Below are 15,943 nucleotides of genomic sequence, written 5' to 3'. Positions count from 1 at the left end.
TTGCACGACTTTATTGAGATGACTCGGGGAATGTAGCACAGCGGGTTGGCGCTCAAGGAAATGACGCCGCAAGCACGGCGCGCGGCGGCTCTGCTATCGTGAATGCTTCTTCCGCCGCCGTTGCCGCAGCACTGCCATGTTCGATCTCTTCGACGACATTCCTAAGCCCGATATCGCGTGGCATCCGGACTGGATCGACGCCGACGAAGGCTCCGACCTGATGGGCGCGCTGATCGCGGAAGTCGGCTGGCAGCAGGACACGATGACCACGCCCGGCGGCCGCGTGCCGCTGCCGCGCCTGACCGCATGGCAAGGCGAGCCGGATGCGGTCTATGTCTACTCGGGCATCCGCAACGTGCCGCAGCCGTGGACGCCCGCCGTCGCGCAACTGCGCGAACGCGCCGAAGCCGTCTGCCACACGCGCTTCAACAGCGTGCTGCTGAACCGCTATCGCAACGGGCTCGACAGCATGGGCTGGCATGCCGACAAGGAACGCGAGCTGGGACCGGAGCCGGTGATCGCGTCGGTGAGTCTCGGCGCGACACGCACGTTCGAATTCCGTCACGCGCGCACGCACGCCACGCACACGCTCGCGCTGACGCACGGCAGCCTGCTCGTGATGCGCGGGCGCACGCAGCTCGAATGGGTACATCGCGTGCCGAAGGAGCCGGGCGCGCGCGGCGAGCGCATCAATCTCACCTTTCGATGGGTCGATGCGTCGAAACGCAAATGATCGCGTTCAGGGACGCTTCGCGACGAAATCGATCTCCACGAGCGCATCGCGCGCAAGCCCGGTCACGCCGATGCACGTGCGCGCCGGAAGCGGCTTCGGCAGAAAGTACGATCGATACACCGCGTTCATCGTGTCGTAATCGCGTTTGAATTCGGTCAGGAAGATGCGCACGCTGACCACGTTGTCGAGCGTCAGGCCGACGCCGTTCAGCACGAGAATCAGGTTGTCCATCACGCGGCGCGTCTGGGCGGCGACGCCTTCGGGCAGCGGCGCGGTGTCGTCGTCCGGATCGGTCGGCATCTGGCCGGTGAGAAACACCCAGCCATCGGCTTCGGCCGCATGCGAGAACGGGCCGACGGGCGTCGGCGCGGCATCGACCATCGTGAATTTAGGCATCTGACTCACTTCGTCTCCTCGTTTTGCGTTTGTCCTGCGTCGGACCCGGCACCTTAGCGCACCAAAATTACGCGCGCTCCGGCGTGCCATGCGAAGATGACGCGATGCTTCCCTATCCCGTTCTCGTCGACGTCGTGTGGCGCATGCTGGCCGCCATGATGATCGGCTGCGTCATCGGCATCGACCGCGATCTGCACGGCAAACCGACCGGCATGAAGACGCTCGGGCTGGTGTCGCTCGGCGCATGCATCGCGACGATGTGCGCGCAAGGCTTCTCGATGACGCTCACGAACGACGCCGGCGTGTCGCGCGCCGTGCAGGGCATCGTGACGGGCGTCGGCTTTCTCGGCGCGGGCGTGATCCTGCAGAATCCGCGCGAGAATCGCGTGCGCGGGCTGACCACGGCGGCGTCGATCTGGGTGACGGCGGCGGTCGGCATCGTCTGCGGTCTGGGCGCCTGGAGCGTCGCGTTCATCGCGATGATCCTGATGATCGCGCTGCTCACGATCGGGCGCGCCATCGAAAAGCGTCTGCTGCGGCGCTGGATGGACAAGCCGGAACACGAGCGCCAGAAATACGCCGACGTGGAAGAGACTTAGGCAAACGCGCCGGCGGCGGGCGCCTTCACGCGGTTGCGGCCCGCGACCTTCGCGGCGTAGAGCAGGCCATCGGCGCGCGCCATCAGCGACGCGAGCGGCTCGCGCCCGTCCCATGCCGCAACGCCTGCGCTGAACGTATAGTGCAGCACGCCGCCGGGCACGGCGCACGGCGTCGCTTCGACGGTCTTGCGCAGCCGCTCGACGAGCGCGGTGACCTCCTCCATGCGCGCCGCCGTGCAGAACAGACAAAACTCCTCGCCGCCGATGCGCCCGAACGCGTCGCCCTCACGAATGCGCGCACGCACGATCGCCGCGAAATGGCGCAGGACTTCGTCGCCTGCCGCATGACCGTACCGGTCGTTCACGCTCTTGAAATGGTCGATGTCGACGACCGCGACATACTCACGCGCGCCTTCACGCGACGCCCGCGCAAGACGCCCGGCCGCCGCCGCCAGCAGTGCCTTGCGCGAAAGCGCGCCGGTGAGATCGTCGAAGCGCGCGAGCCGTTCGAGCCGCTGCGCGAGCCGGTCGTGCGCCATCATCACGAGACCGATGCACAGCGACGGCAGCACCAGAATGCCGAGAGCGAGAAACGTGATTTGCATCGCGCCGGGCTCGAGCAGCGAGGCCTGCGCGGGCGGCTTCACGACGTAGATCGCGCCGCGCACCGTGTGGCCGAGCGCGCCGAGCGCCGCCGCGCCGGCGACGAACAGATAGTTGTAGCGCGGCCGTTCCTTCGGACGCTCGATCAGCACGCGCCCGGCGATCGCGAGATCGCAGGCGGCATGAAACACCGACACGATCACCACGCGCACGTTCACATCGGGCGTCACGTACGTGTAATACACGATGCCCGTCATCACGACGAGCCACATCGTCCAGCCCGTCAGGCGCTGAACGGGGCGCATGCGCACATCGAAGAAATCGTTGCAGCCTTCGTAGATGAGCAGGACCGTGGCGGCCAGCAACTGATTCGCCGCGACGATGCCGAGCCACGCGGGCGCGACGCCCTGCACGGCGAAAAGCACCAGCGAAACGATGGCGAGCACGTTCGCCCAAAGCCAGCGCGGCACGCCGGCAATCGCGTGCGAGAGCAGCGAAATCAGCACCAGTATCGAGAGGATGCTCGATAGCGCGGTAACGACGAGAATGCTGACGGGACTGAACATCGCTGAAAGTGGACGGGATATCGCTCGTGCTTTGAGGAAGTCGACGCCGGATATCCGGCACGGCGGAATCGCGCGCGCAACGGCAAGATGATGCGCTGAAAGGGACTCGCGGCGAGCGAGCACGAGTATCCGACATCACCGACGTGTTTACGGCATAAAAGCACGCGCCTTGAACCGGCCGTCCATGCGGCACGATGTCGCACAAAGCACGCAAAAACGCGGCGCAGCCCTGCCGGCCCGCCGCGTTCGATTGTGCGCTCAGCGCGATTTACCAGTCGTGACGCTCGCGCCAGCGTTCCTCGCGGCGCATCTCGTGATGCCAGCGGCGCTCGCGCCATTCGTGGCGGCGCCATTCGCGCTCGCGCCAACGCTCGTCGCGATCGCCGTAACCGTAATAGCCGACCGGCACCGCGGGCTGCGCGTACACCGGCACCGCGGGTTGCGCGTACACCGGCACGCCGACGCCCACCGCGACATCGACATGCGCATTCGCCGATGCCGACATCGCCAGTGCTGCAAGCCCCGCCAATCCGATTGCCGTACCAAGAAGTTTCTTCTTCATGTCGCTTTCTCCTTGCACCGAGTGCTCTGTGAGTCAGGTGCAGTCTAAAAAGCGATGCCGGATACAGGTGCAACGGGCTTGCCAGAAAGGTAACGTCAGGTAACGGTCAGCGAAAACCAAGGTGCGTCAGCGCACACGCTTGCCGGACGCATCGATGACGACTTCGCCGTCTTCCTTCGTGAACGGCCCTTTCTGCGCTTCGGGCAGGATATCGAGCACGAGCTCCGATGGCCGGCAGAGGCGCGCGCCCTTCGGCGTATCGACGAACGGACGGTTGATCAGAATCGGATGCGCGAGCATGGCGTCGATGAGGTGATCGTCGGTGAGGCCCGGATCGTCGAGGCCGAGCTCGGCATAAGGCGTGCCTTTTTCACGCAGCGCCTCGCGCACCGACATACCCGCGCGCGCGATCAGCGCGACGAGCGTCTCGCGCGCCGGCGGATGCGTCAGATACTCGATCACGGCCGGCTCGATGCCCGCGTTGCGAATCAGCGCGAGCGTGTTGCGCGAGGTTCCGCACTTCGGGTTGTGATAGATGGTGACGGTCATGTCGGCGATGTCCCTGCGTTCGTGAGTGAGCCTTCGCATTCTAGAACCGATGCCGCGATGACGCGATCGACAGCCGCACGTCACACGCGCGACCGGAAGCGGCGCGCGCGTTCGATTGTCCTGTTCATTCGTGCACCGGCGGCCTATAACGAAGGGAGCAGCGCGGCATGTGCCTTCTGCGGACCCGCGGGTCCCTTCGCCGGCAAGCGCACCGGCGCTCCGTCTGCATCGCATACGAACAAGTCCGGCTCATCCGCCGCTGCAGCTTCGCCGGAAACCGGCGCCGATCATCCGTTCGCCAGCGCGCCACGCATGGCACACGCAGCACCGTGGCACGTTACGTGCGGATCAACGATCCGAATCAGCGAACAGCGTTACGCGGTGTCCTCGCGAGCGCGCCTTCCGATCAAGGAGTCGACATGAAATCACGTATCGCCATGGCGGCGCTCGCCGCCTCGTTACTCGCCACTGCGGGCATCGCATCGGCCCAGCAGACTTACTATCGCACCGCGCAGGTTCCGGGTCAGGCCACCGCCGACACCTGGACCGATCCCGGCGCGCCCGCTCAAAGCGCCATGCAGAGCCAGTCGACGGACATGTCCTACGGCGGCTCGCCGATGACGACCGGCGCGGCCGGCGCAACCACGATGGGCACGATGGACAGCCCGGCCTCCAAGCCTTGCACGCGCGGGCCGCAATGCAACATCTTCTTCGGCAACTGAGGCGGTTCAACTGCGTTAGCATAGGTGCATGACCCGGCGCGCCCGCTCGACAAGAGCGGACGCGCCTTCCCTTCTCCAAGGAACGGCCAGCATGCACCGAGACGAATTTCTCGCTCTTCTCTCCAGCGAAGGTTTCGACGAAGTGGTCACCGTGACGCGCGAGCCGAACGGTTCGCTCGATATCCACGCGCATCCGTTCGAAGCCAAAGCGCTGATTCTCGAAGGCGACGTCACGATCCGCATCGGCGATGACGCCAGCACCTATCGCACCGGCGATATCTTCCATCTCGCGACCCACATCGATCACGCGGAGCAGTATGGTCCGCAAGGCGTGAGCTATCTCGTCGGCCGGAAGTAAGCGTCGATGGCCGCCTCGAAAAGCAAGACCGCGCGCATTCGCGTCGGCATCGGCGGATGGACGTTCGAGCCGTGGCGCGGCACGTTTTATCCCGAAGGTCTCGCCCAGAAGCGCGAACTCGAATATGCGAGCCGCGCGCTGACGTCCATCGAAGTGAACGGCACGTTCTACGGCTCGCAGAAGCCGGCGACGTTCATCAAATGGCGCGACGAAACACCGGATGATTTCGTGTTCTCGCTGAAGGCCCCGCGCTACGCGACGAATCGCCGGGTGCTCGCCGAAGCGGGCGAAACGATCGAACGATTCTTCGGCAGCGGCGTGCTCGAACTGAAGGACAAGCTCGGTCCGATCAACTGGCAATTCGCGGCGACCAAGAAGTTCGATCCCGACGACTTCGAGCGCTTTCTCGAACTGCTGCCCGCGAAAGTGGAAGGCCGCGCGATTCGCCACGCGATCGAAGTGCGGCACGAGAGCTTTTGCGATGCGGCGTTCGTTGCGCTTGCGCGAAAGTATCGCGTCGCGGTGGTGATTGCGGGAGATTCGAAGTATCCGCAGATCGCGGATGTGACCGCGCCGTTCGTCTATGCGCGCATCATGGGCACGACGGACAAGCAGGCGAAGGGCTATGCGAATGCGGCGCTCGATCGCTGGACCGAGCGCGCAAAGACGTGGGCGGCGGGCGGCTCGCCCGACGACTTGCAGACCTTCGGCAAGGCTGCGGCGCCGAAAGCCGCATCGCGCGACGTGTTTCTATACGTCATCAGCGGATTCAAGGAGCGCAATCCCGCGGCGGGAATCGCGCTCATCGAACGCTTGAAGGGTTAGGCGCGCGTTCAGCGCACGAGGCACGGCTTCTTGTTGTCGAACTTCCAGTTCGGAATCAGATACTGCATCGCGACGCCGTCATCGCGCGCGCCGAGGCCGTGCTGCTGATACAGCGCGTGCGCCTTTTCGACTTCGTCCATATCCAGCTCGACGCCCAGACCCGGCACTTCCGGCACCTTCACCTTGCCGCCGACGATCTGCAACGGATCGCGCGTCAGACGCTGGCCGTCCTGCCAGATCCAGTGCGTGTCGATGGCCGTGATCTTGCCCGGCGCGGCAGCGGCGACATGCGTGAACATCGCGAGCGATACATCGAAGTGATTGTTCGAATGCGAGCCCCACGTGAGGCCCCAGTCGTTACACATCTGCGCGACGCGCACCGAGCCTTGCATCGTCCAGAAATGCGGATCGGCGAGCGGGATGTCCACGGATTGCAACTGGATCGCGTGACCCATCTGGCGCCAGTCGGTCGCGATCATGTTGGTGGCCGTCGGCAGACCGGTCGCGCGGCGGAACTCCGCCATCACTTCGCGGCCCGAGTAGCCGTTCTCCGCGCCGCACGGATCTTCCGCGTACGCGAGCACGTCGTGTTTGTCGCGGCACAGGCGGATCGCTTCGGCCAATGACCACGCGCCATTCGGATCGAGCGTCACGCGCGCCTGCGGGAAACGCTCGGCGAGCGCGGTGACGGCTTCGATTTCCGCGTCGCCCGCGAGCACGCCGCCCTTCAGCTTGAAATCGTTGAAGCCGTAACGCGCTTGCGCCGCTTCCGCGAGGCGCACGACCGCTTCGGGCGTCAGCGCGACTTCGGTGCGCACGCGGTCCCAGTCGTCCTGGCCGTCTGCGCCGGATGCATACGGCAGATCCGTCTTGTTGCGATCGCCGATATAGAACAGATAGCCGAGCATTTCGACTTCATCGCGCTGCTGGCCTTCGCCGAGCAACGCCGCGACCGGCACGCCGAGATGCTTGCCGAGCAGATCGAGCAGCGCGGCTTCGAGCGCGGTGACGGCGTGAATCGTCGTGCGCAGGTCGAAGGTCTGCAGGCCGCGGCCGCCCGCGTCGCGATCGGCGAACTTCGTGCGGACCTGATTCAGCACCGAATGCAGATTGCCGATCGATTGCCCGACGACGAACGCGCGCGCATCGTCGATCGTCTTGCGGATGTTCTCGCCGCCCGGCACTTCGCCGACGCCCGTATTTCCCGCGCTGTCCTTCAGGATCACGATGTTGCGCGTGAAGAACGGGCCATGCGCGCCGGACAGATTCATGAGCATGCTGTCGCGGCCGGCGACCGGCACAACGCGCAATTCGGTGACTTTCGGAGTGTTCGTGGACATCGGCGTGATCCTGTGAGGGTGATACGTTGTCTGATGACATTGTATGGCGACGTGCTCGTCCAGCCAATCTCGCGTTTACCCTTGCGTCGTCAATATCTTGTCTCGTAAGGACTTTCTGGCATTTCAGCACGTCTCGCTCCGTACAGTTGCGATCCCCACAAGACGTCAGACAACTCCGCTGGGCGGCCGAAAACAACAAAGCCGGCTGGCGCCGGCTTCGTGATCGTCACTTCGTTGATGCTTACTTCGCTTTCTGCCCGATCTCGTGATTCGCCATGATTTCGAGCGCGCGAACCATGCCCGAGTGATCCCACGCCTTGCCGCCATTCGCGGCGCACGCATTGAACAACTGCATGCACGTCGACGTATTCGGCAACGCGACGCCGAGCGCTTGCGCGGTCGCGAGCGCCAGATTCAAATCCTTCTGATGCAGCTCGATGCGGAAACCCGGATTGAACGTGCGCTTCGTCATGCGCTCGCCGTGCACTTCGAGAATGCGCGACGACGCGAAGCCGCCCATCAGCGCGGTGCGGACCTTTTCGGCATCGACGCCGGCCTTCGACGCGAGCAGCAGCGCCTCGCCGACCGCCTCGATGGTCGCCGCGACGATCACCTGATTCGCGACCTTGCAGACCTGCCCCGCGCCGACTTCGCCGATCAGCGAGATGTTCTTGCCCATCATGTCGAAGAGCGGCTTGACCTTGTCGAACGTGGCTTGCGCGCCGCCGACCATGATCGTGAGCGACGCGGCCTTCGCGCCGACTTCGCCGCCGGAAACGGGCGCATCGAGATAATCCGCGCCCTTTTCGCGCACTTTCGCCGCGAACTCGCGCGTGGCGATCGGCGAAATCGAGCTCATGTCGACGACGATCTGACCGCTCTTCAGCTTGCTCGCGACGCCGTTCTCGCCGAACAGCACGCGTTCGACGTCCGGCGTGTCCGGCACCATGATGAAGATGATGTCGGCCTGCGCGGCGACGGCCGCGGGCGATTCGCAGGCCGTGGCGCCCGCGCCCGTCAGGTCGGCGGACACGCCGCTGCGCGTGAATGCCGCGAGCTGGACGCCGCCCTTGAGAAGATTGGCCGCCATGGGATTGCCCATGATGCCCAGTCCGATGAAGCCTGCCTTTTGCATGTATCGCTCCTTGATGTCGATTTTCGATGCCGGTGCGTTGAGCGCGACGCTCATTCCGGGATGAAGTGTTTCTTCACGCCCTGTGCCGCGTTTCTGAGCATGCCCAGATCGGCGCACACGGCGACGAGCGTGCTGCCCATCGCCAGATAGCGCTCGGCCTCTTCCTGCACGGGCGCGAGAATGCCGCTCGGCTTGCCGGCCGCGTGCGCGCGTTCGAAGACATGGGCGATGACCGCCTGCACGTCCGGATGGTTCGCATTGCCGAGATGACCGTACGACGCCGCGAGATCCGACGGGCCGACGAACAGCGCATCGACGCCTTCGACCGCGATGATCTCGTCGATGGCTTCGACCGCCGCGCGGCTCTCGATCTGCACCGAGACGCTGATGTTGTCGTTCGCGACCTGGAAGTAGTTGGGAACCGTGCCGTAGCGATTGCCGCGATGCCCGACCGACACGCCGCGGATGCCCTGAGGAGGATAACGCGTTGCGGCGACGGCGCGCTCGGCGTCGGCGGCGCTATCGACGAAGGGAATCAGGAAATTGACGACGCCGCCGTCGAGCAGCTTCTTGATCGCGACGGGATCGTTCGCCTGCGGCCGCACGACGGGCGCGCTCGGGCTGTCTTTCAGCGCCATCAGTTGCGGGATGAGCGTGAGCGCGTCGTTTGGCGCGTGCTCGGCGTCGAGCAGCATCCAGTCGAATCCGACGACGCCGACAAGCTCGGTGACGATCGGGCTAGCCAGCGACATCCAGCAGCCGATGAGCCGCTTGCGCTCGCGCAGCGACGTTCGGAAAGTATTGGGCAGCGGTTGATACGGTGACGAAGACGGCATGATGCCTCCCTGTGACGACGGCGATCGGAATGGAAAGCGGCAAGTCTGAGCACGATTAGTTATCAGACGTCTTAACACAGAGTACCGTCATTCTAGGACTTGGCGACAGGAGCGTAAACCCTTGTTTCCTTAATTTTCAGACACTTCGGTGTGGTTTCATCAACTCGTACTTATACGACGTCTTATTTCTAAACGCTGAGAGGACAAGAAAGCATGTCGAATTGACGAATCGATTGGCCGGCAGGAAGATGCGTTGTCGGACATCCATCGACGTCTGTCTAGACTAAGCCGAGCCGGGACGTCCGACAACAGGCAAAAACGCCGCGCGTCCAAAAACACAATCTGTCAGCAACCAATCACATGGCCAGTCTCACCGATAAAGTCGTCGCAACCTTGTTCGACGATATCGAACGCGGCGTCCTCCGCCCCGGCGACAAGATCCCGACCGAAGCCGAACTGATGAAACGGCTGTCGGTGAGCCGCTCCGTCGTGCGCGAGGCGATGTCGCGTTTGCAGGCGGCGAACGTCGTGGAGACGCGGCACGGCGTCGGCACCTTCGTGAGGGCGTCGGAGGAGCGCGAGTCGGTGCGTCTCAAGGACGCGGATCTGTCGAATCTGCTCGACATCATGGCGATCATCGAATTTCGCATCGATCTGGAAGGCGCGGCCGCCGCGCTCGCCGCCGGCCGTCGCACCGACGCGCATCTGAAGCAGATCGCCGCCGCGCTCGAGCGCTTCGAAGGGCAACTGGCGAGCGGCAGCACGGATGTGTTGCAACACGACGTCGAGTTTCATTTGCAGATCGCGCGGGCGAGCGGCAATCGTTATTTCTACGACGTCCTCAGTCAGATGGGACGCGGCGTCAGTCCGCGCACGCGATTGGGCAAAGCGGAGATCGCGGAACTGGATCAGATCGAACGTCTGCGCAGCGTGCTGAGCGAGCACAAGGCGATCTATCAGGCGATCGTGCGTCAGGATCCCGACGACGCGCGCGCCGCGATGCGCATGCACCTGAGCAATAGCCGCGAACGGTTGCGACACGCGCATGGCGCTGCTGCCGCCTGAGTCCTTGCTGAACGAATGGGCGCTGCGGTTTTGAGCATGGCGGCCCCGTTGCTTGAGTAAACAAAAGAGTTCGTATGTATACGTGGTAGTAGTTAACAAGCTCGCCGCAAATCAGTGGATAACTGCCGATGCGCGTTTTACGTCAGAGGTTTACCGCAACGACAAGTCCGGTATAGCGCGTCCGGTTTCGGATTGAACCTGGGACAACTTTCGCGTCGCGCCGGTAAACGTCGAGTTGTTCAGAAACCGCCAACAGTTAACACCGTGACGTGCCAACACGTTTGTCCACAGGACGATGGCCTCGCATGAACCCGAACCCGGCGCGCGGAACGCCCTTTGAAGTGTTCGCGACGTTCCTCAAACTCGGTCTGACGTCGTTCGGCGGGCCGGTTGCGCATATCGGCTACTTTCGCGCTGAATTCGTCGAACGGCGGAAATGGCTCGACGACGCGAGCTTCACCGATCTCGTCGCGCTGTGTCAGTTTCTCCCGGGGCCGGCGAGCAGTCAGGTCGGCATCGCCGTCGGGTTCGGACGCGCTGGCTGGTTCGGCGCGTTTGCGGCCTGGGCCGGATTTACGTTGCCGTCTGCGATCGCGCTCATCGTGTTTGCATTGGGGCTGGCGCATTGGCCGCAGTCGAGCCATTCCGGCATCGTGCATGGGCTCAAGCTCGCCGCGGTCGCGATCGTCGCGCAAGCGGTCTGGGGCATGAAGACGTCGCTTTGCCCGGACCGGTTGCGGGCGGGCATCGCGATCGGCGCGGCGCTGATCGCGCTCGTGGCGCCATCGGCGGCCGGGCAGATGTGCGCTATCGCGATCGGCGGGCTCATCGGCTGGCGCATGCTGACGCTGAGGCACTTGCCGTCGGAACAGCATCGGCGTTATGGCATAGGCCGCGCGCAAGGCGCGCTTTTGCTCGCGATTTTTTTCCTGCTGCTCGCCTTGCTGCCCGGCGTCGCGGCCCGGACCGGCGCGACGTGGCTCGACATGGCGTCGTTGTTTTATCGGTCGGGCGCGCTGGTTTTCGGCGGCGGGCATGTCGTGCTGCCGTTGTTGCAGGCGAGCATCGTGCCGAATGGCTGGGTGCCCAACGACGTGTTCCTCGCCGGATATGGCGCGACGCAGGCCGTGCCCGGTCCGCTCTTCACTTTTGCCGCGTTCCTGGGCGCGGTGATGCCCGCGCCGCTCGGCGGATGGACCGGCGGTCTGGCGATGCTCGTCGCCATGTTCCTGCCTGCGTTCCTGCTCGTGCTCGGCGCGTTGCCGTTCTGGGAGACCCTGCGCCAGCGCGACGCGATACAACGGGCGATGGGCGGCGTGAACGCGGCGGTCGTCGGCATTCTCGGCGCCGCGCTCTATGACCCCGTGTGGACGAGCGCCGTGCATTCGCGTTCGGATGTCGCGCTGGCGTTGACCGCGTTCGGGCTGCTGGCTGTCGGCCGGGTGTCGCCGGTCATCGTCGTGGTGTTGACGGCGCTCGGAGGATGGGCGCTCGGCGCGTGAAAATGAAAAAGGTCCGCGACACGCGCGGACCTTTTTCTTCTTGTGGCTCTCAAATAAAAAGGTTTCTGGCATCAAGACGATTTGTCGCTGGGGCCCGCCAGCTTTGGTTGAGGCCCATCTTCAGTCACAATTTTGAACGCCTGGAAACCCTGGCGAGTCGTGCGAAAAGTAGCATTCGCACAAATACCAACAGAAGTCTTGGAAACCCTTTATAAACAGGGGCTTCCTTGCAACGGAACCCCTGCCCGGATTTCTGCGCCAACCGTGTGGTATCCGGTTTCCCTTACTCAAAAGCAATTCGAATCCAGGCCATCGGCTCCGGCGCGCGCGAGCGACTTGATTTCTGAGCACACAATTTCATGCGCACCCCTAGCACGCTATTCGCCCTCAGGCCAGTGCTAACTAGGTGGACAGCTCTGAGGCAGCTTATGTGTGGAGCATGGACGATGCAACGACTTAGAAATCCGTGAAGAAATCTTGCCCTCCATCATTGCCGCTGTCATGCTCATTTGCGGAACCGCTAACTGCCGTCTGAACACCTTCGTCGCCTTGCGGCACTCCAAGTGCCGCGAACAGATGCTTCGAGTCTTGCCTGTCCAGATGCTCTTTGGCCGCCTTCCTTGCACTTCGGGAAGATGTTGCTACGCCCGCAGCTTCGCCTCGAGATTCGACTGCATCGAGTTTGATTTGTTTGGTCTCCGAAACTGAGCCGGAAGAGTTGGTCGCCTGACGGGTTGTGGATGCATTGCGAGCCCGTGCCTCCCGCAATCTTTTATTTTTCAGTTTTGAGACGAAGTCGTGATGCCACTTGAATGTATCTTCATACGTCGCCTGGGTTTTGGACTCTGCCTCGAGGACTTGAAGATTGCAACCAGCGTCCTCCCAGAGAAGCGTCAACGGAGCATTTGGGACATCGAAAAGCTTCACGACCAGCGTTTTGCCCGGGTTCACCTGTTGAAAAACTCTTGCCTGTGCACGAAGCATCGCCGACGAATACTGACGACCATCGTATGAGACGAAACCGTCCGGTGCTTTCGACGGGGGAATCCAGCAAAGGTTGCGATATATCTTTTCCTCGCTCCAATCCCAATCGAAGTCACCATCACGAAGCCCCTTGTTGTAATTGAATATCTCGACCGGGACGGGCTTCAATTCATCCTTAATCATATCGGAAGTCAAAAGATGGCGTGCATCCAACTCGAGGTTCCGCCTGGCAATAGCTGAGAGAAAAGCAACCATATAGACCTCGAGCTCTACAGCCACTTTCTTCGCAACCTTCAGCTTTTGTCGGTCAACTTCCTTGTCTCCCGTCTTGTGTGTTGACCCCAAGACGTGGCTCAGGTCCGCTTGAATCATCAGCATGACCTGCTCGCCGTGCCCTTTCCCCGCAGGGTCGCCTGGGCGAGCCATCAGTAGGTCATTCCGCAAGCGCTCGACGAATGCCATTTGCATGTTTTCCGAGATGCCCGGCCCACGGTCAATAAAGATTTGACTGGCCGCTCCATAGACCATCCCGGGCAACAGATGAAGCACGCCCCATCGCGCCAATTCACGTTCTTTCGGCGTGTAGGCGGAAAAAACACAGCGCCGATAACAGTCACCGTTTTCAAACCCGAAGGTTAGGTACCAGCCAACAATGGCATCGCTTCCTCGGTCGACCGCAAGTAGCGCCGTCGGCTTCCCACATCCGTTTATATAAATCTCCTCTCGCCCGTATAGGATGTGATTATCAACGGGAGTTGCGTCGATGTCGTAGACGCTCAAGTCACCGTACGCCAACTGATTCCCGCTGCCTCCGGATAGAACCCGCCGATGGCCCGGTTGATTCGAACGAGCGATTCGTCGCTCCTCTCTAACTCGCCTGAGAATTGGCCGTGCGATTTGCGTAAGATAGTTATCACTTGGTAGTTTGCGATTAGCAGGGAACGCTCTGACAATACCCTGCACATCGCGATTAAAACCGACCTGGAGCAGCTTGTAACGCTCTAAGATAACTTTTATTCTGTCATCACTGTTCCACGCCTCGCGCGTTACAAACTCACACCAGTTTGCATAGCGCCTAGGCGGACAACGCTGACGTTTTAGCTTCGTGTCAGGGTCAATCACCTCCGCATCAGTTGGCCTTCCGAGAATCGGCACAAGCTTGCCGTCCGCGCTCCTTAGGGCCCTTCGTGGTAGCCCACGGCCGCCCTTGTTCCAATTATGCGGGACATTCGAGTTCACATGATGGCCATAGAACAAGTCATACTCGAGCCAACCAGCCGCCGTTTGTGGAGCGACGTCGAAGGTGCTTGATGCAAGCTTTACGGCTTCCCTGTAGCCCTTTTCGGTCAATACATAACTGTCTCCGAACTCATCTTTTACGAAATCGACGAGACTCCGTTTCATGTCCAACTCGTCGCTCATGCCGGGGGGCAGCCGAGCATCGAGAATCTCGTTTGGGATGCAGCGCTCTTCGATATGTCTAAGGCGATTCGCCTTCAGCCACACGCTAATCTCCTGCTTTCTCCACTGCTTACGATAGCCTTTGGTCTTCAGGGGTTTGTGAACGATTGCGGCATCTTGTTTGACGGTTCCGACCTCCATCACCCAGACGTTGGTCGCGTCTTCGGCTAAATATCGATAGAGCCGTTCGCCGCCACCTTTGACTGTCTTAACCCAGTTTCCTGTTATTGTTAAGAACGGCCCAGCGGTTATCATGTTCAACCTCCAATTCACGGGGTGAACCAAAAACGAGTCTAATCGCTTAGGCTCAACGGTTTGCGAGGGTCCAATTCGTATCGATGATTCCATCTAAGGTAGCCTAGAAAATGAGCAAGGCCGAAGAGCCGGAAGCCCATTCTCTCGTCGTGCCCGAGCCGCTTTGCGACCATCCCTATGACCCTCTTCAGCGGTCCGCTAGCTGTTGTGGTGGAGATAGCCTGCGCAAATTCAACGACCGCCGGCACCAGCGCCCCGATGTCATCTGTGTGGAGCATGTATGAAAGAAGTCTTCGACAGTTGACGTGTTCACGCTCGGTCACCGTCCTTTCAGTCATCACCTCGTGCGCGCAACCCCATGTCCATAGCTGAGAAGTCTCACGCTCGTGACGACCCAAAACCGCCGGCTCTTGTAAGAGCGCGCTCGGCTTCCCTGAGACTCCGAGATATAGCCGAAAAGGGTATCCGGGTATATGCAATGTAAGCATAAAGTCTATGGTCAAAACCTTATTCTTAGGCATCCGTCGGCCTCTAAGCGCGTACGCCAAAAACGCGTCCCTGTCCCAAGATGGATACTGGGTGCGAATTTCAATCACATACGGATTCATCTCGAACGAACGTAAAAGCTTTGCCTCGAGAAAAGAATGACACGCTGTACGACCGCCTGCCTTGTGGCTAAAGTACGAGCCTGCAATACCGATTTTGCTCGCGCTAGCTTTTTTCCAGCACTCGAACGACGGCGCACTCGACACGCCACGAGGGTCATGCGGCGGGAGTTCCGGCGGCCACTTTAGGATAGGGCGCCCTGTCAATTGCCTCAAATATCCCTCATCCGTACGCCCCAGCTCCGCGGTCGACCAATCTGCACCGCGGCTTATGCTCATGCGAATTCGCTCCGCCTCGGCCCGCGAGAAAGGGAGATGTGAGACATCACCAATTGCCATTGTTGACCTCCAGCCAGCGACGAGCTATGTATAGCCGGGATTGGAACTGTCTCCGTGATAGGCTCAGATACGTTGCTTCCTCTGCGTAAGGGGATGCTGGCGAACAATTTCGGACCTTCGCGCAGAGAATGGTTGTTATACGTGTCCGCCAACTTTGATATGTGTCACAGCAGGCCTTTAAGGCTTCGAGAACCTCCGGGCTCCGGGAAACATTCTTATGTCGGCCGTCTTTCGCCCCGGCGAGCAACGCTGTTTTTGAAATTCGCGTCTCCCGGCGTGCTTGCGTGGCGAGGGAGTGTCGTTCATAGATATGAGCCACAAGCTCCGCGATTCTGTCTGACTCTGGTACCCTGTGTCTCTTCGGGTCGCCCGGTCCAATAGCTGGAAGAGCATCCTCGAAATGCTCATCATCGACACCGCATGAGAAAAATGCCTCTTTTGAATTCTCAGTGGGTGGTTTGGCGGGTCGAGGGCGGGCGTAAGCCCGGCGCAGCGAACCCTTGAGGCG

At 61.6% G+C, this 15,943-nt stretch carries 15 protein-coding genes; 7 read left to right on the top strand and 8 right to left on the bottom strand.

All coding sequences use genetic code 11. From position 1 onward, the window contains the following. Positions 1-136 precede the first annotated feature (136 nt). Positions 137-733, top strand: a complete 597-nt coding sequence (locus tag AWB76_RS35560) for an alpha-ketoglutarate-dependent dioxygenase AlkB family protein (protein ID WP_061164773.1) — start codon at positions 137-139, stop codon at positions 731-733. A 6-nt stretch (positions 734-739) separates the two neighbouring features. Here the strand turns inward: AWB76_RS35560 and AWB76_RS35555 are convergent, their stop codons facing one another. After that, entirely contained in the window at positions 740-1,129 is a 390-nt protein-coding gene (locus AWB76_RS35555) for a RidA family protein (protein ID WP_374729974.1), read from the bottom strand. Between the two features lie 104 nt (positions 1,130-1,233). Here AWB76_RS35555 and AWB76_RS35550 point away from each other — a divergent pair, with 104 nt between their 5' ends. Next, positions 1,234-1,728: an MgtC/SapB family protein gene (locus tag AWB76_RS35550; RefSeq protein ID WP_061164800.1), complete on the top strand. Its 495-nt coding sequence runs from the start codon at positions 1,234-1,236 to the stop codon at positions 1,726-1,728. On the opposite strand, the gene AWB76_RS35545 is transcribed toward AWB76_RS35550, so the two are convergent. From AWB76_RS35545 to arsC, 3 genes are all read right to left on the bottom strand, one after another. Further along, positions 1,725-2,897 carry a GGDEF domain-containing protein gene (locus tag AWB76_RS35545; RefSeq protein WP_061164771.1) on the bottom strand — a complete coding sequence of 391 codons (1,173 nt, stop codon included), beginning with the start codon at positions 2,895-2,897 and terminating at the stop codon, positions 1,725-1,727. The two genes, AWB76_RS35550 and AWB76_RS35545, sit on opposite strands and share 4 nt — an antisense overlap. A 268-nt stretch (positions 2,898-3,165) precedes the next feature. After that, the gene (locus AWB76_RS35540; protein WP_061164799.1) at positions 3,166-3,459 is read right to left on the bottom strand and encodes a hypothetical protein; all 294 of its coding nucleotides are present in this window, start codon (positions 3,457-3,459) and stop codon (positions 3,166-3,168) included. A 126-nt stretch (positions 3,460-3,585) separates the two neighbouring features. Continuing rightward, positions 3,586-4,008, bottom strand: coding sequence for an arsenate reductase (glutaredoxin) (gene arsC, locus AWB76_RS35535; protein WP_061164770.1), 423 nt, complete (start codon positions 4,006-4,008; stop codon positions 3,586-3,588). 419 nt (positions 4,009-4,427) lie between these two features. Between arsC and AWB76_RS35525 the strand changes: the two genes are divergently transcribed. From AWB76_RS35525 to AWB76_RS35515, 3 genes are all read left to right on the top strand, one after another. After that, on the top strand, positions 4,428-4,730 hold the full coding sequence (locus AWB76_RS35525; protein WP_157696293.1) for a hypothetical protein: 303 nt from the start codon (positions 4,428-4,430) through the stop codon (positions 4,728-4,730). Positions 4,731-4,821: 91 nt separating this feature from the next. After that, positions 4,822-5,088 (top strand): cupin domain-containing protein, encoded by a 267-nt coding sequence (locus AWB76_RS35520; RefSeq protein ID WP_061164767.1) that lies wholly within the window; start codon positions 4,822-4,824, stop codon positions 5,086-5,088. 6 nt (positions 5,089-5,094) lie between these two features. Further along, positions 5,095-5,913, top strand: coding sequence for a DUF72 domain-containing protein (locus AWB76_RS35515; RefSeq protein WP_061164766.1), 819 nt, complete (start codon positions 5,095-5,097; stop codon positions 5,911-5,913). 8 nt (positions 5,914-5,921) lie between these two features. Here the strand turns inward: AWB76_RS35515 and gudD are convergent, their stop codons facing one another. From gudD to garL, 3 genes are all read right to left on the bottom strand, one after another. Next, the gene (gene gudD / locus AWB76_RS35510) at positions 5,922-7,253 is read right to left on the bottom strand and encodes a glucarate dehydratase (protein ID WP_061164765.1); all 1,332 of its coding nucleotides are present in this window, start codon (positions 7,251-7,253) and stop codon (positions 5,922-5,924) included. Between the two features lie 241 nt (positions 7,254-7,494). Beyond that, entirely contained in the window at positions 7,495-8,442 is a 948-nt protein-coding gene (locus tag AWB76_RS35505) for a 2-hydroxy-3-oxopropionate reductase (RefSeq protein WP_074171476.1), read from the bottom strand. Then, complete coding sequence (gene garL, locus AWB76_RS35500) at positions 8,439-9,224, bottom strand: 2-dehydro-3-deoxyglucarate aldolase (RefSeq protein WP_061164764.1); 786 nt, start codon at positions 9,222-9,224, stop codon at positions 8,439-8,441. The genes AWB76_RS35505 and garL overlap by 4 nt, the downstream gene beginning before the upstream one ends. A 360-nt stretch (positions 9,225-9,584) precedes the next feature. Here garL and AWB76_RS35495 point away from each other — a divergent pair, with 360 nt between their 5' ends. Both AWB76_RS35495 and chrA read left to right on the top strand, forming a co-directional pair. After that, entirely contained in the window at positions 9,585-10,289 is a 705-nt protein-coding gene (locus AWB76_RS35495) for a FadR/GntR family transcriptional regulator (RefSeq protein ID WP_061164763.1), read from the top strand. A 305-nt stretch (positions 10,290-10,594) separates the two neighbouring features. Continuing rightward, positions 10,595-11,791 carry a chromate efflux transporter gene (chrA, locus tag AWB76_RS35490; protein ID WP_061164762.1) on the top strand — a complete coding sequence of 399 codons (1,197 nt, stop codon included), beginning with the start codon at positions 10,595-10,597 and terminating at the stop codon, positions 11,789-11,791. Positions 11,792-12,247: 456 nt separating this feature from the next. On the opposite strand, the gene AWB76_RS35485 is transcribed toward chrA, so the two are convergent. Next, on the bottom strand, positions 12,248-14,491 hold the full coding sequence (locus AWB76_RS35485) for a TnsB C-terminal domain-containing protein (protein WP_157696292.1): 2,244 nt from the start codon (positions 14,489-14,491) through the stop codon (positions 12,248-12,250). Between the last annotated feature and the right edge of the window lie 1,452 nt (positions 14,492-15,943).

This window comes from Caballeronia temeraria (assembly GCF_001544795.2).
Taxonomy (GTDB): Bacteria; Pseudomonadota; Gammaproteobacteria; order Burkholderiales; family Burkholderiaceae; genus Caballeronia; species Caballeronia temeraria.
This window is presented reverse-complemented; position numbering and strand designations above follow the sequence as displayed.